Source organism: Flavobacterium algicola (assembly GCF_022399565.1).
In the GTDB taxonomy this organism is placed as follows: domain Bacteria; phylum Bacteroidota; class Bacteroidia; order Flavobacteriales; family Flavobacteriaceae; genus Flavobacterium; species Flavobacterium algicola.
Genome location: NZ_JAJTUT010000003.1, coordinates 411,084 through 437,770, shown reverse-complemented (window position 1 = coordinate 437,770; position 26,687 = coordinate 411,084). Strand labels below are relative to the sequence as shown.

The window sequence follows — 26,687 nt, the reverse complement described above, 5'->3', positions numbered from 1 at the left end:
AGGCTTTTTTTTTGGTTAAACATAAGAATGAAAATAATTCAGTAACAAAAACTATTATGAGTTTTATAAACAGCATTTTAAAAGCCTTTGTCGGGGACAAATCCGAGAAAGATGTTAAGGCGTTACAGCCTTATCTTAAAAAAATAAAATCGTTTGAAAGCACTTTAATCACTTTATCACATGATGATTTAAGAGCGAGAACGTATTACTTTAAAAATCAAATCAAAGAAGCACGTACTGCTGTTGACGACAAAATAAAATCGTTAAAAGATGAAGTAGAAGCTACAGAAGATATTGATAAAAGAGAAGATCTTTATGAGAAAATCGATGCTCTTGAAAAAGAAGCTTACGACATCTCTGAGAAAACGTTATTAGAAATTCTTCCTGAAGCTTTTGCAGTAGTAAAAGAAACAGCAAGACGTTTTAAAGACAACTCTCAAATAGCTGTTACTGCAACGGAGCAAGACAGAGTTTTTGCTGGTATCAAACCTTACGTTTCTATTGAAGGCGAGCAATCTGTTTGGCAAAACCAATGGAATGCTGCTGGTAAATCTATCACTTGGGATATGATTCACTACGACGTACAGTTGATTGGTGGTATGGTATTGCACCAAGGTAAAGTAGCAGAGATGCAAACGGGAGAGGGAAAAACATTGGTTGCAACCCTACCGATGTATTTGAATGCCTTGACAGGAAACGGAGTACACCTAGTAACCGTGAATGACTACTTAGCAAAACGTGATAGTACCTGGAAAGCACCACTTTTCGAATTCCACGGTATGACTGTTGATTGTATTGACAATCACCAACCAAGCTCAGAAGGAAGAAAAGCAGCTTACAACGCTGATATTACTTATGGTACCAATAACGAATTTGGTTTTGACTATCTAAGAGATAACATGACGCACTCGCCAGAAGATTTGGTACAACGCAAACACAACTTTGCAATTGTCGATGAGGTCGATTCTGTTTTGATTGATGATGCTAGAACACCATTGATTATTTCTGGACCAGTTCCTCAAGGAGACCGTCATGAATTTAATGAACTAAAACCAAAAATCGAAAATCTAGTTAACTTACAACGTCAATTAGCGAATGGATTTTTGTCTGAGGCTAAAAAATTAATCAAAGAAGGAAATACCAAAGAAGGTGGTATTGTCTTGTTGAGAGCTTACAGAAGTTTGCCAAGAAACAAAGCGTTGATCAAATTCTTAAGTGAAGAAGGTATCAAGCAATTGCTTCAAAAAACAGAGAATACGCATATGCAGGATAACAACCGCGAAATGCATAAGATTGATGAAGCGTTGTATTTTGTTATCGAAGAAAAAAACAATCAAGTAGAATTGACAGATAACGGTATTAAGTACCTATCTGGCGATACAGATGCTGATTTCTTTGTACTTCCAGATATTGGGACAGAGATCGCAGCTATCGAAAAGAAAAATCTTGATAAAGATGCTGAAGCAGAAGAAAAAGAAAGATTATTCCAAGATTTCAGTATCAAAAGTGAACGTATCCATACTTTAACACAATTGTTAAAGGCTTACTCTTTATTCGAAAAAGATGTAGAGTACGTGATCATGGACAATAAAATTATGATTGTCGATGAGCAAACAGGTCGTATCATGGATGGTCGTCGTTATTCTGACGGACTACACCAAGCGATTGAAGCCAAAGAGAATGTAAAAATCGAAGCTGCTACTCAAACTTTTGCAACGGTAACTTTGCAAAACTATTTCAGAATGTACAACAAATTAGGTGGTATGACTGGAACAGCGGTTACTGAGGCTGGAGAGCTATGGGAAATCTATAAATTGGATGTGGTGGAGATTCCAACCAACAGACCAATGGCACGTCAAGACAAAGAAGATTTCATCTACAAAACAACACGTGAAAAATTCAATGCTGTTATTGAAGATGTAACCGAATTATCAAAAGCAGGTCGTCCGGTACTTATTGGTACTACCTCTGTTGAAATCTCTGAATTGTTAAGCCGTATGCTTAAAATGAGAGGCGTTACGCATAATGTATTGAATGCCAAAATGCACAAGCAAGAGGCACAAATCGTTGAGGATGCAGGTAAACCAGGAGTTGTAACGATCGCAACCAACATGGCAGGTCGTGGAACGGATATCAAATTATCTGCTGAAGTAAAAGCAGCAGGTGGATTGGCCATCGTAGGTACAGAGCGTCACGATTCACGTCGTGTTGACCGCCAGTTACGTGGTCGTGCAGGACGTCAAGGAGATGTGGGAAGTTCACAATTCTACGTTTCGCTAGAAGACAACTTGATGCGTTTGTTTGGATCTGAAAGAGTAGCAAAAGTAATGGACAGAATGGGTCTAGAAGAAGGAGAAGTAATCCAACATTCTATGATGACGAAGTCTATTGAGCGCGCTCAGAAAAAAGTAGAAGAAAATAACTTTGGTGTACGTAAGCGTTTACTTGAGTATGATGATGTAATGAACGCACAACGTGAAGTAGTGTACAAACGTCGTCGTCATGCTTTGTTTGGAGAACGTTTAAAACTAGACATCGCAAACATGTTATACGACACTTGCGAACTTGTAGTACAAAGCAGTAAAGCAACCAATGACTTCAAAGCATTTGAATTTGATACCATTCGTTACTTCTCTATCACGTCACCAGTTTCAGAAGCAGATTTCACAAGAATACCTGAGTCAGAATTAACAGGGAAACTTTACAAAGAAGCCTTAAAATATTACAACGAAAAAACAGAACGTTCTGCTAGAGAAGCTTTCCCTATCATAGCGAATGTTTACGAAGATGTAAGCAATCAATTTGAGCGTATTGTCGTTCCGTTTACAGATGGTGTAAAATCATTGAACGTAGTTACAGACCTTAAAAAAGCGTACGAATCACAAGGAAAACAATTGGTAGCTGATTTTGAGAAAAACATCACCCTAGCAATTGTTGACGAAGCTTGGAAAAAACATTTGCGCAAAATGGATGAATTGAAACAATCTGTTCAATTGGCCGTTCACGAGCAAAAAGATCCATTGCTTATCTACAAATTTGAAGCTTTCAACTTGTTCAGCAGCATGCTTAACGGAATCAACAAAGAGGTTATATCTTTCTTATTCAAAGGAGATTTACCACAGCAATCGGCTCCAGAAATCATTCATGAAGCAAAAGAATTACCACGTCCGAAAGAGAATTTAAAAACTCAAAAGGACGAAATCGTTTCTAGCGAAGCTGCCAACCGTGAGGCTGGGGAAACGCAACAACGTCAGGTAACAGAAACTGTAGTACGCGATATGCCAAAAATCAATCGCAACGATACAGTTACTGTTCAAAATGTTGCCAGCGGACAAACACAAGAAATGAAATTCAAAAAAGCCGAAAGCTTAATCGCCACAGGTCAATGGGTTGTTGTAAAATAATCCACTTATTAATTATTGCAAATCCCCAATTACGAAAGTAGTTGGGGATTTTTTTTGCTTTTTTTTGAAGCAGAAAGATTGGTTTTCAATACAGCTTCCCTCCCGCTCCTGAGGCTTCGAGACGTAGCAATATTTTATTCCGAGATCACTCCACAAGAGAATTTCTCCCGACAGTTCGGGACTATTGGGCTATGCTAAAATATTTATTTTGTGTAATTACGGTTTTCCGTAATATAGGATTGAAGAAAGGAATTAGATTTACAATTAGATAATTAATTAAACTAAGATTATTCTGAATATTATTATATATTTGGGAAAGAAACGAAGCAGAACAAACATTCGTAAATATGCTCGATTTTGGGTGGGTATGCGAAGGTTTCTTTCGCATATATACGAGTTAGCGGATAGACTACCAAAAATGCAGAAAAAAACTATAAGTGAAAGAAAATAATCGAAAGAAAATTTCAAGATATGATGAACTTCAACTTTTTGCAGAAGTAGACGGAGTGTGTCCAAATTGTCCAACAATTTTGATTGGTGACAAAGTTGGAAAAAAAAGAAAAGATTATGAAATTGCACATATTTATCCTTTAAATCCTAAAGCAGATGAATTTGAAATTCTGAAAAACCAAGAAATTTTAAATGAAGATTTAAATCACATACATAATTTAATCTGTTTATGTTTAAAATGTCATAATGAATTCGATAATCCAAGAACTCTTGAAGAATACCTAAATTTAGTAAAAAAGAAAAAAGACTTAATCAGACTCACAAAAGAAAAATCAATTTGGATAAATTCAAATATAGAAAATGAAATTTTTCAAATAATTGATTTTTTAGCAAATGAAGATTTTGACTTTAACCAAGAAGATATTTTAAATTACAATCCAAAAACAATTGACGAAAAAACAAACTCGACAATTACAAAACTTGTAAAAAGAAAAATACATAAAAACATTCAAGATTACTTTAATCAAGTAAAATCAAAATTTAGAGAATTGGATACCCTTCAACCAGGTACAACGGAAACAATTTCCATTCAGATAAAGCAACATTATTTATTACTTAAAAAGCATAACTCAGAAAAAAATCAGAAAGAAATATTTGACGCAATGATTGAGTGGTTAAATAAACGAACTAATAATCAATCATATGAATCGTCAGAAATAATAATTTCTTATTTCATACAGAACTGTGAAATCTTCGAATAATATGATATATCCAAATAAACATATCCAATTTGAAGAATCAATTATATATAAAATGATTTTTCTTTTAGAAGCTCAAGAGTACTCTGAAATATCTATTACTGAACTTTTTACAAACACAATATCAAAATTTCAAAATGCAGATGAATTTATATACTCATTAGATGTATTATATATTTTAGATGAAATTGAAATAGACTTTGAAAACGAAATTATAAAATATGTTAAAAGAAATTAAATCAGAACAATTCATTGAAAATCCAATAAAATTTTCAAAAGGTTTAAATGCAGTTTTAGGTGATGATATTTCAACAAATTCAATTGGAAAATCAACACTCTTAATGATTGTTGATTTTGCTTTTGGCGGTAAATCCTTTTTAACAAATGATTCAGGTGTTATAAAACAACTTGGTCACCAAATATTTTCGTTTAAATTTGAATTTGAAAAAGAAAATCATTACTTCAAAAGAAGTACTGAAAACCCCGAAATTGTTTCATTTTGTGATAGTGAATATAACACTCTAACAGAAAATACAGTTGAAGTTTTTACAAAAACACTTAAAGAAAAATATAATATTATTAATCCGTTTTTATCTTTTAGACAAATCGTTAGTAATTTTTCAAGAATATGGGGCAAAGATAATTACAATGTAGATAAACCATTGCAAGCTTTTACTAAAGAACCCGAATCAACAGCAGTAACTAATTTAATAAAACTCTTTGATTTATACGAGGCAATAGTTAAAACTGAAGCACAAATTAAGGAACATGGTGAATCGAAGAAAGTACTCGCAGGCATCCACAAAAAAAACTATGTTGAGAAAATAACAAAAACAGATTTTAAAAAAAATGAAATTGAATTAAGACGCATACAAGATGATATAACAAACATTAAAGATAATCTATTACAATATACTTTAAATATTGAGGAATTAACAAGTAAAGAAATGATAGAATTGAAAACTGAAAAAAGTAAATTTTTGCAATTACAATCAGTTAATCAAAATAAAATTCGCCGCTTACAATTAAATCTTGAGCAAAGAAGTGTAAAAAGTAAATATTTTAATAAACTCTCAAGTTTTTTTGAAAATACAAACGAAGCTAAAATTGAAGAAATAGAATCTTTTCATAATAAAATCGGTACAATTCTAAAAAGAGAATTAAATAATGCAAAGAAAATACTTGAAGAAGAAAATCATATTATAGAAGAGGAAATCTCTAAAATCGATTTAAAAATATCAAGTTTACTTGAAAATGTAAAAAGTCCAAAGTTTATCGTTGAGAAAATTTATGATTTAACAATTGAATCAAATAAAATATCTACAGTAAATAAATTTTACACTGAAAAAGAACAAGTAACAAGCGATTTAAAACAATTGAATTTAGATTTAGAAGATAAAATTACTGGCATTCTGAAAAACATTGAAGAGCAAATTAATACAGAACTAATTACAATCAATAAAGAAATACATATTGGAAATAAGAAAACTCCGAAAATAATATTAAATAAACGATCATATACATTCGACCATCAAAATAATACAGGTACAGGAAAATCATTTTCTGATTTAATTGAATTTGATTTAGTGGTTTTAAAATTAACTTGTTTACCGTTTTTAATTCACGATTCAGTAGTATTTAAAAATATTGAAGATTCAGCGGTTGATAAAATTATTGAGCAATATTCAACCGAACAAAAACAGATTTTCGTTTCGTTAGACGGAATAATTAAATACAGTGAAAAATCTATTGAAATTTTAACAAATAAGAAAGTAATCCAACTAAATGATTCAAGAAAATTATTTAATCAAGATTGGAGATAACCGTTATAAATAAAAGTCCATCCGCTAACCGCTGTTTTGATATAGCTGGAATGTAGTGGAATTATCGTTCCGCATCAAGTTTTCGTTAAGCCGAAAATTGAGCGGTTACGAACTTCCAGCCATCGCAAAGTGGCATAAAGTTGGCTTACAGATATGGAATATTTGGTCTACACTGTAGTTAAGACAAGTTTTTTAAATAAAAAAACACCTAATAATTTGAAAACTAAATAAATGAAATTAAAAAAGAATTAAATTCCGTTTAAGCGGCCTAATACAACCTTATGGCATATCAATCATATCTAGTCGAGCGTTTTGAAACGACTCATGAAAATATTTTTTTTAGAGATTTAAATAACCGATTTGAAGAAGCATACGCTACTATAGCTGGCAATCACGTTTTTATTGGAAATATTAGTGTTGGAGGTCATGCATTAGATGCTGTCTTCATTAAGAATGGAGCTTTAATCGTAATTGATTTTAAAGATTACGAAGGACAATTAACCTTTTCTGAAAACGGTCCTTGGAAAATAAAAAAAAATAATGATTTTATTTTTGTAGCAGGTGGTGCCATTGCAAGAAATCCATTTCAACAGGTAAAAGCATATCGTTATTCGTTATTCTTGCTTTTGTCTGACAAGGAAGGTACTATTTTAGAACCAAATCATAAAGTAGAATGGAGCCACACTAATTCAATTGTTTTATTTCACAGAGAAATTCAATTTGACAATAACGAAATTCCCGCCAAGATCCAACGATTTTTTCATATCACAGATGCAAATAATGTCATTGGAAGAATTAATGATTTACATTCCAGTAAATTAAATTTGACGGATATAGAAATCAATAATATATTAAAGCTTTTAAATATTGACGACAGTTCCTCATACAATGCAAAAGCGGTTATAGATGAAGCTTTGTCTAATATCAATATTGTGCCTGCTAGATTGGAAAGAATTAAACAATTAATTCCTAACGTTACAAATGCTTCAGAGGAGATAAAAGCCATGGCTTTTTACAGTACGATGATCTCTATTGAGCGTATTAATGAGTCCTCGGTAAGTGATGTATGCTCTTATCCAATGGAATGGAAAAACTGGACAAATGAGCAATATTTTGTAAATATTGAAAGTCACGAACAATTTCATCAAATTTTTCGAAACAACCAGTCGCAAAGATTTCCCAAGAATCTATTTTTGAGTATCAATGTAATGATGAACGGTACCATTGTTCCTCTTTTTTATACCATTATAGTAAATTCCGATGTAACGAATCTAAAAAGCGTCGATGTTAATTTCGATGACTTTGTTTTATATAGAAAAATACTGAATGAGCTAAATCTGACTGAAGATACCATTGAAGAAATTGCAGCATTGGTAGTTAATAATAACACGGTACAAGATAAAATCACAGCCGTTAGTAACTATTTAGACACGCCTTTAATCCTAACAGAGACTATTTCACTAGGTTTAAGTTCTGAAAGTATATTTACCGCTCAATTGCAATCAGAACTAAATCAGTTTGTAAAAGGAAGCATACCCGTTTCAGGAACTTTATTTGAGAGTTTTGTAACTGGGAAAAAGCTACCAGCTACAACAATGATTCCCGAAGAAAAATTAATTCAGGTTACACCTCTAAACAAATTTCAAAAGAAAGCCGTAGCCCTCAGTTTTCAACAACCACTTACGGTAATTACTGGGCCACCTGGTACAGGAAAAAGTCAGGTAGTAGCAAATATTCTGGCAAATGCAGCTATTGCGGGGAAGAAAGTACTTTTTGCGAGTAAAAATAATCAAGCAGTTGATAATGTGTATAAACGACTAAATGAATTACTTGATACCAAGTATTTTTTAAGATTAGGAACAACGGAACATATTAAGGAAGCTACAAAAGCTATAGAAAATGTAATTGAAAATAATAGACAAAAAAACTTTCCGAATCTAGCCACTGAGCTTGTTACTAGCAAACAAAATTACCTTCAGCAATTAAGTACTTTAAGTTTTTTGCAAGCAGAAATAGAAGCCATCGAAGTCTTAACTAAAAAGGAAGTAGAACTTTCAGACGTATTAAGTAATCTTAATGAGGAAAAAGAAATTTGGCTGAAAAGTGTACCTAATGAGATTAAAGAGTTGTTTATTGCAAATGCATTACAAATAGAGATAAAAAACAGCGATATCAATGATTTAAGAAACGGACTTAAAAGCGGTTTAAATGGAGGGATTACGGGTTTTATTTTTAAAATATTTAAGCAAAAAAAACTTACTCAAAAAGTTAAAGACTTGAACGAAGATTTAAAACAAGATATTCAAAAATATGTAGATGAAGAGGCTCCCTATTTTGCTAATGATGTTAAAGTTGCCCAAGGACTCTTATCAAATATCAATTTTATTCAGGAACTGGCTAAGACTCAAACGGATGTTCAAAAAACCAATGATAATCATAATATAAATATTTCCCAAGCTTTATCCAACTTACAACAAACTAAGAAGCGTTTAAAACACTGTATAGCAGAAAAGAAAAATAATGAAGCCAGAATACTTGAGATAGAAAACCAACTACCCCAATTAGGTAGAGAATATTTGAAATACACTATTAATGAATCTAATCGATTAGCAATGATCGAATATTTGCAAGAATACAAGGAAACAATCAATAATAATATTCCATGGAAGGTAGATGAAAAAAATAATTTCGCTAAGGTTTCCAATGAGTTTACCAGTGTTTTCAAAGCTATTTCTTTAACTTCATTAACCGTCAAGAAAGCATTTCTATTACAAGAAGAGTTATTTGATTTGGTTGTAATTGATGAAGCATCCCAATGCGATGTAGCCTCAGCACTACCATTGTTATATAGAGCCAAAAGCGCAGTTATTATTGGTGATCCATTACAATTACCACACATAACTTCTGTTGCCAAACATGAGCAAGATTTTGTTTTAGAAAAATTAGGCCTAGATAAGGCTATACTAAATTATGTAAACAATTCCCTGTTTAATCATGCCGATAGTCTTGGAATACGCTCTGGTTTAAAGTCTGCATTTCTCGAAGAACATTTCCGCTGCCATCCAGATATTATCAATTTTAGTAACAAATACTATTATCTGCCAAAAGCAGGTCACGAACTGGATATAAAAACTACTAAAGAACAATTTATATTTGGAAATCCCGGCATGAATTGGGTCCATACTATAGGGCAACTAGATACCACTAAAAATGTAAATGCATTAGAAGTCGAAAACTGCATCAGTCTAGTGAAAAAGTTGCGGGAAGAAAACCCTAAAGCAAGTATCGGAATTATTACGCCTTTCAAACACCAAAAAGAGGCAATTATTAGAGAACTTAATAGAGTACCTAATACTCAAGACATCCTTTGTGATACTGTACATAAATTTCAAGGAGACGAAAAAGACATTATCCTCTTTAGCCTTGTAGTAAGCACCAATGCTAGACCTAGCTTAATTAATTTTATAAACTTATTGTCGCCTTACATTATCAATGTAGCCGTTACAAGAGCTCGTAGTGCTTTGTATATTATTGGAAACAAAAGATTTTGCAAATCATTACAAGACAACCAACGAGGAAAATCATTATTGTCTAACTTAGCCTATTATGCAGATACTGTAGCCAATAAAAACTAAATTTATGGGATTATTAGACCTTTGGAACAAACCAAACGACAACATCGAAGCATTAATCACACGAGCGATCAACGAAAATAAAACAATAAGAATAAGTTATCAAAATAATGATGGTGAGGCTAGCGTACGCACCCTGAGCCAAATACGATTTAATAATGAATTTCAAAATGATGGTTTTTTTAATGCCCACATAAAGGCCTTTTGTCATCTAAGACAAGAAGAACGAACTTTTAAAATTAGCCGAATTATAAAGGCTGAAATTATTTAAAAAATGAATAAATTGTAAATACGCACAGCGATGAATCATAATTCGACCGCGCAGTTTTGCCCCCGCTGGCTTGAGCGTACGCTAGCGCAAGCGTCCCGCTCGTGCCTACAAAGTAATTTAATAATAATCGAATGAGTACAAAATAGAATTTTGGAGAAAAAACAGGAGCTTATTTTGTAAGTTCTGAACCCAATCGCTCATACATACACAAACGTTAGCACAGCTATTTATCTGTAGCTTTAACAGTGAAGAATTGTATGCAAATTAAAAAAAATAAGATATTTAGATAAGTTAGCCGACGAACTTAACAAAGGATAAAAGTTTTACATGACTTTGAGGAGTTCTTAATGAAACTTTCCACTCTCATAAAAATAAAAAAAATGACAAATGAAATAAAATTCATTTGCCATTTTTTTATGTGGAATATCCACTTTATACAAAAGCTTGTAATTCGTTTTTCAATTATCGGGATTTTAGTATTCTAGAACTCTGGCTTTAAGGAAGAGCCATTCCCGGCATTTAAAATTTATTTTGAACTTTTTGCAGTAGTAAAGCCTTTACCTGAATGATCTACATCGAAATCGTAAACAACAACTTCACCATAATTATTTGGGTCACCCGTTAGGTCACCTTCATCGGTCGGATTACTTTGCGTATAATTTCCCACTTTAAAATAAGATTTATCATAATTTTTGTCCATCACAAAATCATTATTTCCGTCCTTAATTAAATAACGTTCAGCAGTTCCGTTTTTGTAAGCTGACAAAAGTTTTCCATCTTCGGAATAATAACAATAATGTTTTCCGTCAACTATCTTGAAAATAACCTCATGAACAGTGCCCAGAACATAATCAGATTTGATCATTACATTGGGATGTAATTTACCTCCATTAAAACATAGAAATAATTTTTTTCCTTCTAATCGCATGACCATGGCATCATCGATACCAGCAGCTTTATCACCATGAATCTGGGTGGCGACAAGTTGTGGATGCTTTAATGGTAAATGAGTAATAGCTTGTTTTACATAAATTTGGTGCGTCCCATCTGTAGTCCAAAATATATTTTCTTTACCATCGGCTGTTTTTTCTCTCAATTCAGATCGAATGTTTCTAGTATTTGGTGTGGTACCATTGTCACTTCTGATAGGAACACGAAAAGTGATTGCGTTTTTATCTTTATTTACAAAATAAAATTCGTTACTGGGTTCGTTACAAATAGTATTTACATTTTTACCTGTAGGATATGTAATATACCACTGTTTGCAATTTCGGATTAAATCTGCAGGAACCTGAGCTACTGCCGATTGTGTGAGACATAGTAACAGAATACTTAAAGATAAAAAGAGATGAATATTATAATTTTTGTTTTTCATTTTGAATAAATTTGGTAAATTAATAGTATAGAAAAGTTTTTTACATACTGGTTAACCAATATGGCAAAGACAAATCTACTACTATAAATGGAACAAAAAAAACATTGGTTAACCAATTTTGTAGTTTTGAATTGAAATAATTCAGCATTGATAATTATACTGCCTCAATCGCTCGAATAGGAACAAACATTAGCCCTAATATTTATCTGTGACCGAAATAGTGATGAGATAAATTATAGAAAAGGCAGACTAAACTACTCTGAATTATCTATTCCCATAAAAAAGACTTCGACTCCCAAAGTTTCGGGACAGTTGGACAAATAGTATTCGATAAAAAATATTGCTTTAAAGCAGTCCGTCAGTCTGAGCCTGTCGAAGACCCTTCCTACATTTATCTTTTTAATTAAATGACTTCAATTCCCGAAATAGCGGGACAGTCGGATAACAGTATCATAAAAAAAGTCATATGATTCAATGCAATCCGTCAGTCTGAGCCTGTCGAAGACCCTTCCTAATATTTACCTTTTTACTTAAATGACTTCAAATCCCGAAATAGCGTGACAGTCGAATAACAGTTTCTTGAAAAAAGTCATATGATTCAATGCAGTCCGTCAGTCTGAGCCTGTCGAAGACCTTTCCTATTTACCTTTTTACTTAAATGATTTCGACTCCAGAAATACCGGGACAGTCGAATAACAGTTTCTTGAAAAAAGTCATATGATTCAATACAGTCCGTCAGTCTGAGCCTGTCGAAGACCTTTCCTCTATTGAACTCTCCACTAAAAATGACTTCGACTCCAGAAATATCGGGTTACAGGACAAAATAAGCGATAGATTGTCAACTATAAAAAGCGCATAATTTATTTCTAGAGCATTAATCAATACGGAAACATTTGAAAATGTACATTGTCATTTTAAAACAATAACGAGTGCTAAAGTCACAAAATTTCTACTATTTACTCTTCTCATTTCTTAGAAATAAATTATCTTGGTCGAATTATTATTAATTACAAATAAATATAAAATGGAAAGATTTAGTGAAAAATACATCAGTACCAAAGACATGGAATGGGAAGTACTTGGTGGCGGTGTATCTAGAAAATTTTTAGGGTACGATAACCAAATCATGATGGTAAAAGTGAAGTTTGACAAAGGTGCTTTGGGAGCTCCACACCAACACTTTCATACACAAGCTACTTTTTGCGTTTCAGGTAAATTTGAATTTGAAATTGATGGAGAAAAGAAAATTGTAGAAGCTGGAGATGGTGTTTATATTGAGCCTAACTTATTGCACAGTGCCGTATGTTTGGAAGAAGGAATGCTTATTGACACTTTTAGCCCAGTAAGAGAAGATTTCTTAAGTGGTGGTGGTGTTTCTTATTTTGGAGACAAAGAATAATACAAAACTGCAGATCATTTTCTGTTTGCAATAGTACGCCAATACGGTGACACAATCACTTGCTCGAACAGTAGTTCGTTTAATAGCATACTATTGAAAAATTACACAAACAACTTACACGCTACTAAAAAAATTTAGACCGCGCTCGACCTGACAAATCGTTCTTTAACACGATACTATTGTCAATTCGAGCGCAGTCATTTTAACTTATCTCCTGCTAGATATTTTCGATCTTTGCTAACTATAAATTGACCACATTACCACTACCCTACGCGACATTTTTGCTGAACTTCGATTGTGTACATGTTCAATTTCATTCAACTTATTGGTAAGCAAATTTATCAGTAGCGGCAGAATTTAAAAAGGTAATCTGAATCACTTTCGAACAAAATTGCGGTAAACTCCTTTATTAATACAACGATAAATCTTTGTTAAGTCAATTCCTTTCCGACTATTTTGGCTAACTTTAAAAGATAGAAATGAATTGTATACTAGTATTGCAATCGCAATCTGTTATTTTATAACTGCTTAGTTCTAGTTATTTAAAATTGTAACCGATTTATTTCTTAACTTGTAAGGTGTTTAAGAAGTATTTGTCATTTTCGATTTCGATTAATAAGATGAAGAGTGGCGAATTCTATAATTACAAATGAATATTAACATATTAAAAAACTATAGAAAATTAAGTAATAATAGTTTTTGACTATGTTGTAATAAAATATGAAGATTGTTATCCCCAACTTTCCCCAAACAATAAAGGTAAGTTTGTAAAAGAAAAAAAAACTAAATCTATAAAATTTTTAATATGGAAAATAATAATAATGCAGACCCATCAAACTCTCCAGGTAAATGTCCAGTAAACCACGGACAAGCTCCATTGAATGAAGGTGCTACAATTGTTGAAGGGAATCACGAATCAGTTTCTTCAGGTAAATGCCCTGTTATGCACGGTGGAAACACGGCATCAAAATCAAACGTAATGTCATGGTGGCCTAATGCGCTGAACCTTGATATCTTGCACCAACACGATACAAAAACAAACCCGCTAGGTCAAACCTTTAATTACCAAGAAGAATTAAAAAAACTAGACATTCCCGCTTTGAAAAAAGACATGCATGCACTTATGACAGACAGTCAAGATTGGTGGCCTGCAGATTGGGGTCATTATGGTGGATTGATGATACGTCTTACTTGGCACTCTGCTGGATCATACCGTACTTCTGACGGACGTGGTGGTGCTGGATCGGGAAACCAACGTTTTGCCCCTTTGAACTCTTGGCCTGATAACGTAAGTTTGGACAAAGCGAGAAGATTATTATGGCCTATTAAGAAAAAATACGGAAATAAAGTAAGCTGGGCCGATTTGATTGCGCTTGCAGGTACCATCGCTTATGAAGATATGGGATTGAAAACCTATGGTTTTGGTTTTGGACGTGAAGACATTTGGAGCCCAGAAACAGATACCTATTGGGGAGCCGAAAAAGAATGGCTAGCACCAAGTGACGAGCGTTACGACAATGTTGACGACCCAAAAACAATGGAAAACCCACTGGCAGCTGTACAAATGGGATTGATCTATGTGAATCCAGAAGGAGTAAACGGGAAACAAGACCCAATGAAAACGGCCGCACAAATACGTGAAACTTTTGCTCGTATGGCAATGAATGACGAAGAAACAGTAGCCTTAACTGCTGGTGGACATACCGTGGGTAAAACACACGGAAACGGTGATGCAAGCCTACTAGGTGATGATCCCGAAACAGCAGGTGTGGAAGAGCAAGGCTTGGGATGGAAAAATCCTAGCAACTCAGGTGTAGGGCGCTATACCGTAACCAGCGGACTAGAAGGTGCTTGGACAACAAACCCAACCAAATGGGACAACGGATTCTTTCAAATGCTTTTCAACCACGAATGGGAACCACGCAAAAGCCCAGCAGGCGCTTGGCAATGGGAACCAGTAAGCATCAAAGACGAAGACAGACCAGTAGATGTAGAAGACCCAAGTATCCGTCACAACCCTATGATGACCGATGCCGATATGGCCATGAAAGTGGACCCAATCTACAAAGAGATTTCGTTAAAATTCATGAACGATCAAGCCTATTTCTCAGAAACTTTTGCGCGCGCTTGGTTCAAACTTACACATAGAGATATGGGGCCAAAAGCAAACTATTTTGGACCTGATGTACCACAAGAAGAATTAATCTGGCAAGATGTCGTTCCTGCAGGAAAAGCAGATTATGATGTTACAGCTGTAAAAAATAAAATCGCCGCGGCCAACTTAACGATTCCGCAAATGGTGAACACCGCTTGGGATAGCGCACGTACCTACAGAGGATCTGATATGCGCGGTGGTGCTAATGGTGCCCGCATACGACTAGCACCTCAAAAAGACTGGGAAGGAAACGAACCACAACGTTTGAGTTACGTACTTTCTGTTCTTGAACCTATCGCAGCAGAATTCGGAATCAGTGTTGCTGATACGATTGTACTTGCTGGGAATTTAGGAGTAGAACAAGCCGCTGCAGCAGCAGGTGTGCCTGTAACGGTTCCGTTTTCAACAGGTCGTGGAGACGCCACAGCCGAAATGACAGATGTTGAATCATTTGAACCATTAGAGCCTTTGGCAGATGGATACCGTAATTACAGTAAGAAAGATTATGTGGTTAGCGCCGAAGAATTGATGCTAGACCGTACCCAATTAATGGGCTTAACCGCACCAGAAATGACAGTGCTTGTTGGAGGTATGAGAGTGCTAGGAACAAATTATGGTAATACCAAACATGGTGTTTTCACCAATGCTGTGGGTTCATTGACCAATGATTTCTTTATCAACCTAACCGATATGAGAAACAGCTGGAAACCAACAACAAAAGGACTTTATGATATTTGCGATCGCAGAACAGGCGAAGTAAAATGGACCGCAACCCGCATGGATTTGGTTTTTGGATCCAATTCAGTTTTACGCTCGTACTCTGAGGTATATGCACAAGACGACAGCAAAGAGAAATTTGTTGCTGATTTTGTAAAAGCATGGGCCAAAGTAATGAACGCCGACCGTTTTGACTTAAAATAATCATACCCATTTTTTAACAATATCCTCAATTACCTAGTAGTTGGGGATATTTTTTTTTCAGCTAATTCTGCTGCTCGTAGTTTGGGACTCTACTGGCTATGACGTAAACCACCAGAAATACCTTTTACCACAAACTATACTTTCAAAACTATTATATTCTTTCCTTCTCTCTATAATATTTTGTATTTTCGTCTTTATATAAATTTTGTTCATCAAATCGCAAACAACCCATAAAATTTTAAACAACATGGAAAAGTATTTACGTCAATTGATTTCGATCGTTTTTGAAGATAAAAAAGAAATTTTCACAGGTTTTTTAATTGACTATACTGAAGATTGGATTTTGATCAAAAATAATCCTTATGATTTTATCATTGATGGTTACACGATCTTAAGAAACAAAAATGTAAAATCAATAAGCCAAGATGAAGATTATGAATTCACCGAGCGCGTCATCAAATTAAAAGGCTTAAAAACGAGTGCCGAAGAAATTATACCATTGACTAACTTGCAAACTATTCTCGAATTTTTAGCAAAAAAACAGGGTATATTTCAAATTGCAAAAAGATCAGACAAAGCCGTTTATCTCGGTAAACTTTTGGATGTTAATGAAAAAGAGGCAATCATCGACTTCTTAGGACCCGAAGGCACGTTTGAAGGCGAAATGCCATTTAAACTTTCTAAAATCAGAGTCATAGAATTTGACACCGATTATATCAACTCTTTAAAATTGGTAATTGAAGAAAATAGAAAAGTATAATTACTGTAACAGCCATGGCTCATTCTATTTTCAGCGAGTTAAAAAAGAGTAAAAAGAAGCTTGCAAATATGTAGATAGATCACCATAATATAATCATTTTTTATATATTTGCTCGATCTTAAATTTCACCAATTGAAACTTTTTTTTGCGACTTTACTATCATTGATTATATTCCTTCCTTCTTTGGGAAGTGTTGTAATTTATGCGCAATTTAAAATGGCTCAAGATCAAATTTCTAAAACTATTTGTGTACAAAGAGACAACATCAATAACAGTTGTAATGGTCGTTGCGAACTTTTGAAGAGTTTAAAGAAATATGATGAAAACGAAAAGAGAATGAACAATAGTAATCTTAATGAAAAAGCAGCATTAGTTTACACTGCAAATACAGTAGATTATCAAGTTCACACTTCCTACATCTCACAAAGAAAGCCAAAGGTTTTCGTAAGTTTCACCAAAAAAACAAAAGCAATCGTTTTTGCACTTTTTCGCCCTCCCCTCGTTTAAATTATAATAGTACTCTAGCTGTTTGATTACGGCTATTTTCTTTTGGCCTTAAGCCAAAGGCAGTCACTAATATTATAATTTATTCCAATTAAAATGTACAAATTCGTCACAATCCTAATAATATTAGGACAATTCACCTATGCCCAAAATACTCAAAAACAAGACACTACATCAACTTCATTAGAAGATGTGTTCATTACAGCAAACAGAACCAAAACCTTACGTAAAGAAACGCCAGTTGCTATTAGCAAAATTACTGCCAAAACAATTGATGAAACAAAAGCGTCTGCTTTATATGAAATCGCCAATAAAACACCAGGCGTAGTTATGGTGAATCTTGGCAATGAGCAACATGCCATGTCCATTCGCCAGCCCATCTCCTACTCTAGCTACTATTTATACCTCGAAGATGGTTTGCCTATTCGCCCACTCGGAATCTTTAATCACAATGCTTTACTAGAGATCAATCAATTCAATTTGCAAAGTATCGAAATTGTAAAAGGTCCCGTCTCCTCTCTGTACGGTCCTGAAGCCATTGGAGGGACAATAAATTTGATTTCGCAAAAACCATCTTACTACCCTGAATTTAAATTTGGTATTCAAGCCGATCAATGGGGGTACAAGAGAATCCAAGCAGCTGGAGGAGCCACCCTTGGCAAAATTGGTTTTCACGTTGCAGGTATTTCTAGCCTACAAGAAAATTCATGGTTGGCAAATTCCGATTATACAAAAGACAATTTGAATGTACGAGTAGATTATGCAATCACTGACCATACCCGACTGATTAGCAATACTATGGTTGGTAACTATTATTCTGACATGAGTAGTAGTTTGAACGAAGCAGATTTCTACAGTCGAAACTACACTAGTACATCTGATTTTACTTATCGAAAGTCCGAAGCTTTACGCACTCGCTTAACACTAGAACACGATTGGAATTCGAAGTCCAGTACATCATTTACAGCTTATCATCGTGATAACAAATTGGGACAAAACCCTTCTTATTCTATCATTTGGAGTCAAACAAATAATCCTACTACTGCAACTGGACAAATTAACTCTAGCAATTTTAAGAGCTATGGTGGCGTTGCGCAACACACTCAAAAATTTGATTTTTGGAGGACAACAATGGTCAGTGGCGCTTCATTTGACTTTTCGCCTGTTACCTACTGGGCATATCTAATCAATCTTTCGGCTACTTTAAATGACGGAGAAGTTGGCAAGCAAACCGTAAGTAAATATGAGATTGTTGCTGAACATCCTGAAACTAAATTAGTAGATTATTCGTCTGATGTTTACAATACAGCTTTCTTTAATCAAGTTAGTTTCAGCCCCATTGAAGAATTGGTAGTAACAATCGGAGGTCGTTATGACAACATGAAATTGGATTATCAAAATGCGATCAATCTTTCTACTGGAGAGAAAACTTATGATAAGTTTACCTTTAAAGCAGGAGCAAATTTCAACCCTTATAAAGAAGCTGGATTTTACGGAAATTATTCGCAAGGATTTGCACCTCCTGGAATCACTTCTATTTTTCGACTTAAAACGGGTACTGGTGGAACCACTGGAGTTCCTGCTGACTTTTATTACAACCTTGAACCAGCCACTTTTGAAAACTATGAAGTCGGCGGATGGCTTTCTTTATTCGAAAACAAATTAAATTTTGACTATGCACTCTATTATATGGTAGGTACGAATGAGCAATTAAGTGTCAAATTAGAAGACAATTCAACCGATTACCGTTCTGCGGGAAAAACGAGTCATAAGGGAATTGAATTGGGATTGACATACAAGCCCAGCACACAGTGGAATTTGCGTATTGGTGGAACAGTTTCCAAGCATGAATACATTGATTTTAAAGTTTCGGATAAATCTAGTGACGTTTTACAGAATTTAGGTGGCTATGAAATGCCACAAGCACCACGATGGTCTGGAAATTCAGAAGTAAGTTATTATCCTAATTGGTTGCCAAATCTGCGGGCTTCAGTCGAATGGCAGTTGATAAGCAGTTACTTTCAAGACCAAGTCAATACTGTGAAATATGATGGATATAATTTATTTAATGGTCGTATTGGATACAAGTTTAAATGTATTGAAATATACGGAAATGTCATGAACATAACAGACAAATTATATGCGTACAACGTGAGTAGAGCCAATTTAACTACTTCCCAATCGAGTTATACTACAGCAGCTCCTAGAACCTTTTTGATCGGTCTTCAATACAATCTTTCTCTGAAAAAATAATCACAAATGAAAAATTCGAAAACAAAAAAGTGGATCAAAAAACTAAAGCAAAATCTGTACAAATGGCATAGAACACTTGGAATTATTACCATTGTGCCTGTGATTTTTTGGTGCTTGTCAGGATTAATGCATCCTGTTATGGCGCATTGGTTTAAACCCTCGATTGCTCATGAAAAATTGCAAGCTGCTGCAATAGATACTAGTTTAATTAAGCTCTCTATTCATGATGTGCTTACTAGCAATAAAGTAGAACGTTTTCATAATTTTCGACTGGTGCACTTTAATAATTCAATCTATTATCAAGTTAAAACTATCAAAGAACACGAGGTTTTATATTTTAATGCTTCGAATGGAAGCGAATTGGTAAATGGAGACATCATTTATGCCGAATGGTTGTCTCGTTACTTTATCGATGATCAAAAAAGTACTGTTGCTACTCTTAAGTTACAAACTGAATTTGATGGTCAGTACAAATACGTCAACCGGTACTTACCTGTTTGGAAACTTACTTTTAACAGAGCTAATGATATGGATGTATATGTTGAAACAACTTCAAGTAAATTGGCAACCTACAATCCTACCTCACGAAAAATACAGCTTTGGGTTTTTGACACCTTTCACAATTGGAACTTTTTAGAAAGCATTACCAATAAAACTATTCAAATAACAGTGATGATTTTGTTGCTCAGCATCATCGGCTTTTCTGCTTTGAGCGGCATTGTTATTTACGGTTTCTTTTGGAAAGTATTTAAGAAAGCTCCTGTTACAGACAATCAAAGTAGATTTAGAAAGCACCATCGTAAAATAGGTATTGCAGTTTCATTGGTTACCTTGACTTTCACCTTTAGTGGCGGCTACCATGCGACCAAAAAGTTGGACCCTTATACCTTGGATAAAATGATTTATACGACAGATTTTAAAACATCTGATTTGTCAACTCTCGATGAAGTAGTAAAACCAGGATCAAATTGGTCCAATTATTCAGTGGTGCAGCTTGACGGTATCATTTATTTACAAGTAAGCTTACTCCCAAATGACGACGATGAAGTTCTAACAAAGTACATCAACTGCCAAACTGGAATCGAAGATAAAGCCGTAGAAAATAAGTACATTGTCTTCTTGGCCAATAAGTTTGCAAAATTGAAGGCGGTTGGTCATGCAGAAACTCCAGCGGATTGTTGTGATATGGCAAATTTAAAGTCATGTATTGCAGGAGCACAATTGGTAGATACCAAAATATTATATCAATTTGATAATCGTGAATATGGTTTTGTGAATAAAAGATTGCCAGTCATTAAATTAAGTTATAATACCGAAGATCATACTGCCATATATATAGATCCTTCTACTTCTCGACTGGCCGCTTTTGTAACTGATTCCGACCGAATCGAAGGCTACAGTTTTGCCATCCTTCACAAATTTTTATTTATGGATTGGGCAGGAAAAAATATTCGTGATTTAGTGATGTCTCTTGCAGCACTTGGAGTTCTAGCTGTTAGTTTAATGGGATTGTACTTATTTTTAAAAAGGAAATAGGCAACAATTAGAATAGAAATATTGAAATGCTACAATTCTCTACAATTAAAAGAATTGTAGCATTTCAATTTTATAAAAAATTTGAAAATACAGACACTTCCACACCCTACTGTCAAAATTTAAATTTTATATATTTGAATTTTAGAGATAAATAATTACGATATTGATATATGACTGCTATAGTAAAAACAATCTTTCTACTCTTCTTTTTTTCAACCACTAACATATTTGCACAATCTGATGATTTGTGGACTGCATTTTATAACAAGGATTCTACAGCCGTTGGCTATAGAGATGCAAAAGGTATTGTACAAATACAACCTAAGTTTAGTTTTACCAATCATGCTACAAATTTTAGAAATATAATTGCTGTTGTAGAAGAAACCCAAAAGGGAAAATGGAAAAGTTATTATCTCACTAGATCAGGTAAAATCGTTGGTAAAGATAGCTTGCACATTTTTGACAATGGTCATGATTGTGAATCAGAAGGATTTATTCGATTCAAGGACAATACCAATGATAAAGTTGGTCTGTTTGATAAAAATGGCGAAGTGACTGTTCCAGCAGATTACAATGAATTAAGCAGATCTAATAATGGTATGATAATCGCTTTAAAAGGTGCTATAAAAAAACAATCTAGAGATAAAGAACACTATAGCTGGTCGGGAGGTCAAGAACTGTTGATCAATGCTCACAATACTATCTTGATCGAAAATTTTAAAGATAATTCAAAATTGAATCTCTACTCACTTAAAATTACAGACAGCATTTCATCAGACTATATTCGAACTTCTTTCTTAGCAACAGACGGCAAATTTTATTCTTTTATAGATTTTGAAAAGGAATTTAGACAATGGTTAAAGCAAAAGCTACTTTTTAATTTGACAGCCAAGAAATTACAGGAAGCTTGTCTTGCAACTGTAAGCTGGCAATCTTCGGATAATTGGATGAAAACTAAACGAAAGTCATTTGTTACTAAAAACTATAAGCTATTGAAAAATAATTTATTAAAAATTAAAAAACCTAAAACGGACTATTTTATTTACGCTGGTGGGCTAAACAATTTTTTATTTAATGGGGAGGCTTTTAAAAAATATTATAATGATTGCGGTGAGTCAATTGATAATAAATACCCAACTATGACAATTGTTTTGTCACAAGGAAAAAGCAAAGGCTTCTCCCAAAATCACTTCGAGTTTTTAAGAACTGATGCTGGTTATAAGTTGATAAACGTTACAGTTAGTAACGGAACTTTAAAGTGATCAAATACTTAATAATAAGTGCAACTTTCATTAATATAAAAATTGAACTGTTAAAAGTAATTTATTCAATTAGCTAACTACCTCTTTAATTGATCATTACATTACAATATTTCATTTATATTAATATAGAATTTATAAAATTATACTGGATGCTCTTCGTAGTAACGGGCTTCAATTCTTTTAATATCTTTAATAGAACTTTTGGCCCAGGCCAATCTTTTGACCAACATTTCCTCCTCAGACAAATGCCAGTCGATATCCGACTGACGCAACCTATTGGTTAAATTTTGAATTATAATCGCTGCCGAAACTGAGATATTTAAACTTTCTGTAAACCCAACCATCGGAATTGTTAAAAAGCCATCGGCACGTTTCAAGATTTCTTCAGACAGTCCGTCGCGCTCGGTTCCAAAAAACAAAGCACTCGGTTTGCTGATATCAAAATCTTCCATCAAACAATCGTTATCATGAGGAGTTGTTGCTATAATTTGATAGCCTTTACTCTTTACCGAATCAAGACAACTTGTTACTGAGTCAAAAGTATTGATGTCTACCCATTTTTGAGCGCCCATAGCAATTTCTTTATCGATACTTTTTCCGTAGCGTTCCTCGATGACGTTGAGTTCTTGAATTCCGAAAACCTCACAACTGCGCATTACAGCGCTGGTATTATGCATCTGAAAAATATCTTCTACCGCTATTGTAAAGTGATTGGTTCTGTTTTCAAGCACTTTCAAAAATCGTTCTTTGCGGTTGTCAGTCAAGATGTTTTCGAGGAAATTAAGGTAATCGATGTCAATCATTATGGGTTGTTTTATTTTGCAAAAGTAGTGAAAAAGACTAGCTTTATGCCTAGAAAAATAAATTGAATCCTTCCTGTGTTTGACTAGAAGTGAAATCTCGAATTGAGAATCAGGATTGCGTGCGGGATAGAGACGGCATCCTTTTTGGTTTTTTTTTGCCCAAAAAGATACAGTCGAAAGCCCGATTATCACGCCCAAATAAACAGAATATGAAGAAGAAACTTGTAATATTATCGGGTGCAGGAATGAGCGCCGAGAGTGGTATCAAAACATTTAGAGATAGTGATGGTTTGTGGGAAGGGTACAATGTCATGGACGTGGCTACACCTCAAGGCTGGCAGAAAAATAGTGCCTTGGTATTGGATTTTTACAACCAAAGGCGCAAGCAGCTACTTGAAGTTGAACCTAATATAGGGCACCTAATTTTGGCTGAAATGGAAAAAGATTATGATGTACATGTTATTACGCAAAATGTAGATGACCTTCACGAGCGTGCGGGAAGCACTAATGTGTTACACTTGCACGGCGAATTATTGAAAGTAAAAAGTACCGTTAACGATGCTGAAATTCAAAGTTGGAAAGGTGATTTGGTATTAGGAGATGTGGATACTAAAGGAAATCAATTACGACCACACATTGTCTGGTTTGGAGAAGACGTGCCCGCCCTAGAAGAAGCAATTGATATAGTAGAAGGAGCAGATTATCTCGTTGTTATAGGTACTTCATTACAAGTGTACCCTGCAGCAGGATTAATAGATTTTGCTTCCAAAGATTGCCTGTTGTTTTACATAGACCCAAAACCAGCACCGATTCCAAACCTAAAAAACAAACTAGAATTGATTCCGATGAATATAGGAACCGGAATCGTAGTATTACAAGACAAATTGAGAATATTGCTATAAATCTCTTTATTAGAAATGCTTTTAACATAAGTTAACATTCCGTTTTATAAGGTTTAACACCATCACGTCAAGACAGGGAACTCATAAAGACAGCGGTTCGGGTTATTATGTTTAAATTTACAACAAAATTAAAAAGAATAAATACAATGAAAAATTTAAAATTTATTGCTCTAGGAATGATTCTTATAACTGCTATTGGCTGTAAGGATTCTAAAAAATCTGATGAAATGGGAACAGATCCCGCAACAGAAATTCAGACGACAGGTGAGGAATATACATTGGTAAATGATTCTACAAAAGTAAGTTTTACTGCCTACAAAACGACCGACAAAACTCCAGTTGGCGGAACCTTTAAAGAGATTACATTAACAGATAACAAACCTGGAAAAACACCATTGGAAGCATTAAATGGAACAAAATTTAGTATCCCAGTTAGTAGTTTATTTACAAACGACGCGACTGGAACTAGAGATCCTAAGATTTTAAAATTCTTTTTTGGAGTGATGAGCGATACAGAACTAATTTCTGGTGAATTTAAAGTTTCTCCTGAGAATGTTTGTACAATTGATGTAACACTTAACGGTAAAACATCAAATATCCCATTACAATATGTTGCAAACAGCGACACAAGTTATTCATTTGACGGAGTTATGAATTTGGAAAATTGGGATGCTTTGGCAGCAGTTGCTTCTATCAATAAAGCATGTGAAGCTTTACACACAGGTGCAGATGGAGTAAGCAAAACTTGGAGCGAAGTTGCAGTTCATGCAGACATAGTATTGAAGAAATAATTTTTAATGTACAGTTAATAGCTGCTATTAAATTTCTTGATTGGGTGTAGTTATTTCGATAATTACACCCAATTTGTTTTAGATATTAGAGAGTCTCGCAAATTATGTAGAAAATGATATTTGCAAAGCAGTAGTGCCTCATAGTTAATTTTGTAATTCGAATAACAATAATTAGAAATGTGTATTTCAGCTAATAATTTAAAAAAAATCAGTGTTTTTTCGCGATAAAAACCATTTAGTAGTAGCCATAAACTTAAAATCTAACTATATTTGTGCTTTTCAAAAAAACACTTACAATGACGACTTTAAACGAATTGAATGCTATTTCGCCAATTGACGGAAGATATAGAAATAAGACTAAAAATTTGGCTCCATTTTTCTCTGAGGAAGCCTTAATAAGATACCGCGTTTTAATTGAAGTTGAATATTTTATCGCTTTGTGTGAGCAGCCTTTGCCACAATTAAAAGGAGTTGATGCTAGTGTGTTTGAAAGTTTGCGTAATATTTACAAAAATTTCTCTACAGAAGATGCAATTTGGATTAAGGATACTGAGAAGGTAACCAACCATGATGTAAAAGCAGTAGAATATTTTATTAAAGATGCATTTGAAAAATTAGGATTATCAGAATACAAAGAATTCATCCACTTTGGATTGACTTCTCAAGATATAAATAACACTGCGATTCCATTGTCTACAAAAGAGGCTTTTGAACAAGTTTACTTGCCGTCATTAATTGCTTTAGTAGCAAAGTTAAAAGAATTAAGTGTTGAATGGGCAAACATACCATTGTTGGCACGTACTCACGGACAACCAGCTTCCCCTACTCGCTTAGGTAAAGAAATTGCTGTTTTCGTAGAACGTATAGAAGAGCAAATGCGATTATTATTTAGCGTTCCTTTTGCAGCCAAATTTGGAGGTGCTACAGGAAACTACAACGCACACCATGTTGCTTACCCTCAAATTGATTGGAAACAGTTCGGAAATAAATTTGTAGAAAACACACTTGGTTTGCACCACTCTTTCCCAACGACTCAAATTGAGCATTACGATCATTTCGCTGCATTTTTTGATGCTTTAAAAAGAATCAACAACATTGTTATTGATTTGGATCGCGATATCTGGACCTATGTATCAATGGAATATTTCAAACAAAAAATCAAAGCAGGTGAAATTGGATCATCAGCTATGCCACATAAAGTGAACCCAATTGATTTTGAAAATTCGGAAGGAAATTTAGGAATAGCAAACGCCATTTTCGAACACCTTTCGGCTAAGTTACCAATCTCAAGATTGCAACGAGATTTAACGGATAGTACTGTTTTAAGAAATATTGGTGTTCCATTGGGACATACTATTATTTCGTTTGAAGCCACTATGAAAGGTTTGAATAAACTATTACTAAACGAATCTAAGTTCCACGAAGATCTAGAAAAAAACTGGGCAGTAGTAGCGGAAGCTATTCAGACTATCTTACGTCGTGAAGGATATCCAAATCCTTACGAAGCTTTGAAAGGATTAACAAGAACAAATGAAGCAATAACAAAAGCGTCGATTCATGAGTTCATAGGAACCTTGGAAGTTTCGGATGCCATTAAAACCGAATTATTACATATCACTCCAAGTAATTTCTTGGGAATATAGTAGTAAAAACCTTTATATATTTACAAAGCTATCCTTGCAGATAGC

General features: G+C 34.2%; 18 protein-coding genes. 16 read left to right on the top strand and 2 right to left on the bottom strand.

Annotated elements, in window-relative coordinates; translation table 11 throughout:
• Positions 1-56: 56 nt before the first annotated feature.
• The 6 genes from secA to LXH21_RS12610 all read left to right on the top strand — a co-directional run bounded on the left by secA (position 57) and on the right by LXH21_RS12610 (position 10,338).
• Entirely contained in the window at positions 57-3,404 is a 3,348-nt protein-coding gene (gene secA, locus LXH21_RS12630; RefSeq protein ID WP_239866416.1) for a preprotein translocase subunit SecA, read from the top strand.
• Positions 3,405-3,841: 437 nt separating this feature from the next.
• Positions 3,842-4,615, top strand: coding sequence for an ABC-three component system protein (locus tag LXH21_RS12625; RefSeq protein ID WP_239866414.1), 774 nt, complete (start codon positions 3,842-3,844; stop codon positions 4,613-4,615).
• 1 nt (position 4,616) lies between these two features.
• Positions 4,617-4,850, top strand: coding sequence for an ABC-three component system middle component 7 (locus LXH21_RS17315; RefSeq protein WP_394799574.1), 234 nt, complete (start codon positions 4,617-4,619; stop codon positions 4,848-4,850).
• Positions 4,834-6,435: a DUF2326 domain-containing protein gene (locus LXH21_RS12620; RefSeq protein WP_239866412.1), complete on the top strand. Its 1,602-nt coding sequence runs from the start codon at positions 4,834-4,836 to the stop codon at positions 6,433-6,435. Before LXH21_RS17315 ends, LXH21_RS12620 begins: the two co-directional genes overlap by 17 nt.
• A 281-nt stretch (positions 6,436-6,716) precedes the next feature.
• Positions 6,717-10,070: an AAA domain-containing protein gene (locus tag LXH21_RS12615; RefSeq protein WP_239866410.1), complete on the top strand. Its 3,354-nt coding sequence runs from the start codon at positions 6,717-6,719 to the stop codon at positions 10,068-10,070.
• A gap of 4 nt (positions 10,071-10,074) precedes the next feature.
• Positions 10,075-10,338, top strand: coding sequence for a WYL domain-containing protein (locus tag LXH21_RS12610; protein WP_239866408.1), 264 nt, complete (start codon positions 10,075-10,077; stop codon positions 10,336-10,338).
• A 526-nt stretch (positions 10,339-10,864) separates the two neighbouring features.
• Here LXH21_RS12610 and LXH21_RS12605 read toward each other — a convergent pair.
• The gene (locus LXH21_RS12605; RefSeq protein ID WP_317208802.1) at positions 10,865-11,713 is read right to left on the bottom strand and encodes a polysaccharide lyase family 7 protein; all 849 of its coding nucleotides are present in this window, start codon (positions 11,711-11,713) and stop codon (positions 10,865-10,867) included.
• 1,024 nt (positions 11,714-12,737) lie between these two features.
• Here LXH21_RS12605 and LXH21_RS12600 point away from each other — a divergent pair.
• The 7 genes from LXH21_RS12600 (at position 12,738) to LXH21_RS12570 (ending at position 22,503) form a co-directional block, all read left to right on the top strand.
• The gene (locus LXH21_RS12600) at positions 12,738-13,112 is read left to right on the top strand and encodes a cupin domain-containing protein (protein WP_239866406.1); all 375 of its coding nucleotides are present in this window, start codon (positions 12,738-12,740) and stop codon (positions 13,110-13,112) included.
• Between the two features lie 805 nt (positions 13,113-13,917).
• Positions 13,918-16,188, top strand: a complete 2,271-nt coding sequence (gene katG, locus LXH21_RS12595) for a catalase/peroxidase HPI (RefSeq protein WP_262916212.1) — start codon at positions 13,918-13,920, stop codon at positions 16,186-16,188.
• 247 nt (positions 16,189-16,435) lie between these two features.
• Positions 16,436-16,948 (top strand): hypothetical protein, encoded by a 513-nt coding sequence (locus LXH21_RS12590; RefSeq protein WP_239866403.1) that lies wholly within the window; start codon positions 16,436-16,438, stop codon positions 16,946-16,948.
• 132 nt (positions 16,949-17,080) lie between these two features.
• Positions 17,081-17,455 (top strand): hypothetical protein, encoded by a 375-nt coding sequence (locus LXH21_RS12585; RefSeq protein ID WP_239866401.1) that lies wholly within the window; start codon positions 17,081-17,083, stop codon positions 17,453-17,455.
• Positions 17,456-17,548: 93 nt separating this feature from the next.
• Positions 17,549-19,705, top strand: coding sequence for a TonB-dependent receptor (locus tag LXH21_RS12580; protein ID WP_239866399.1), 2,157 nt, complete (start codon positions 17,549-17,551; stop codon positions 19,703-19,705).
• A gap of 6 nt (positions 19,706-19,711) precedes the next feature.
• Complete coding sequence (locus LXH21_RS12575; protein WP_239866397.1) at positions 19,712-21,241, top strand: PepSY domain-containing protein; 1,530 nt, start codon at positions 19,712-19,714, stop codon at positions 21,239-21,241.
• A gap of 170 nt (positions 21,242-21,411) precedes the next feature.
• Positions 21,412-22,503, top strand: coding sequence for a hypothetical protein (locus tag LXH21_RS12570; protein ID WP_239866395.1), 1,092 nt, complete (start codon positions 21,412-21,414; stop codon positions 22,501-22,503).
• 140 nt (positions 22,504-22,643) lie between these two features.
• Here the strand turns inward: LXH21_RS12570 and LXH21_RS12565 are convergent, their stop codons facing one another.
• A complete protein-coding gene (locus LXH21_RS12565; protein WP_239866393.1) occupies positions 22,644-23,306 on the bottom strand; it encodes a TrmH family RNA methyltransferase in 663 nt (220 codons plus the stop codon).
• Positions 23,307-23,515: 209 nt separating this feature from the next.
• Between LXH21_RS12565 and LXH21_RS12560 the strand changes: the two genes are divergently transcribed.
• The 3 genes from LXH21_RS12560 (at position 23,516) to purB (ending at position 26,642) form a co-directional block, all read left to right on the top strand.
• Entirely contained in the window at positions 23,516-24,208 is a 693-nt protein-coding gene (locus LXH21_RS12560) for an SIR2 family NAD-dependent protein deacylase (RefSeq protein WP_239866391.1), read from the top strand.
• 146 nt (positions 24,209-24,354) lie between these two features.
• Positions 24,355-24,999 carry a YceI family protein gene (locus tag LXH21_RS12555; RefSeq protein WP_239866389.1) on the top strand — a complete coding sequence of 215 codons (645 nt, stop codon included), beginning with the start codon at positions 24,355-24,357 and terminating at the stop codon, positions 24,997-24,999.
• Between the two features lie 296 nt (positions 25,000-25,295).
• Entirely contained in the window at positions 25,296-26,642 is a 1,347-nt protein-coding gene (gene purB / locus LXH21_RS12550) for an adenylosuccinate lyase (RefSeq protein WP_239866387.1), read from the top strand.
• Positions 26,643-26,687 lie beyond the last annotated feature (45 nt).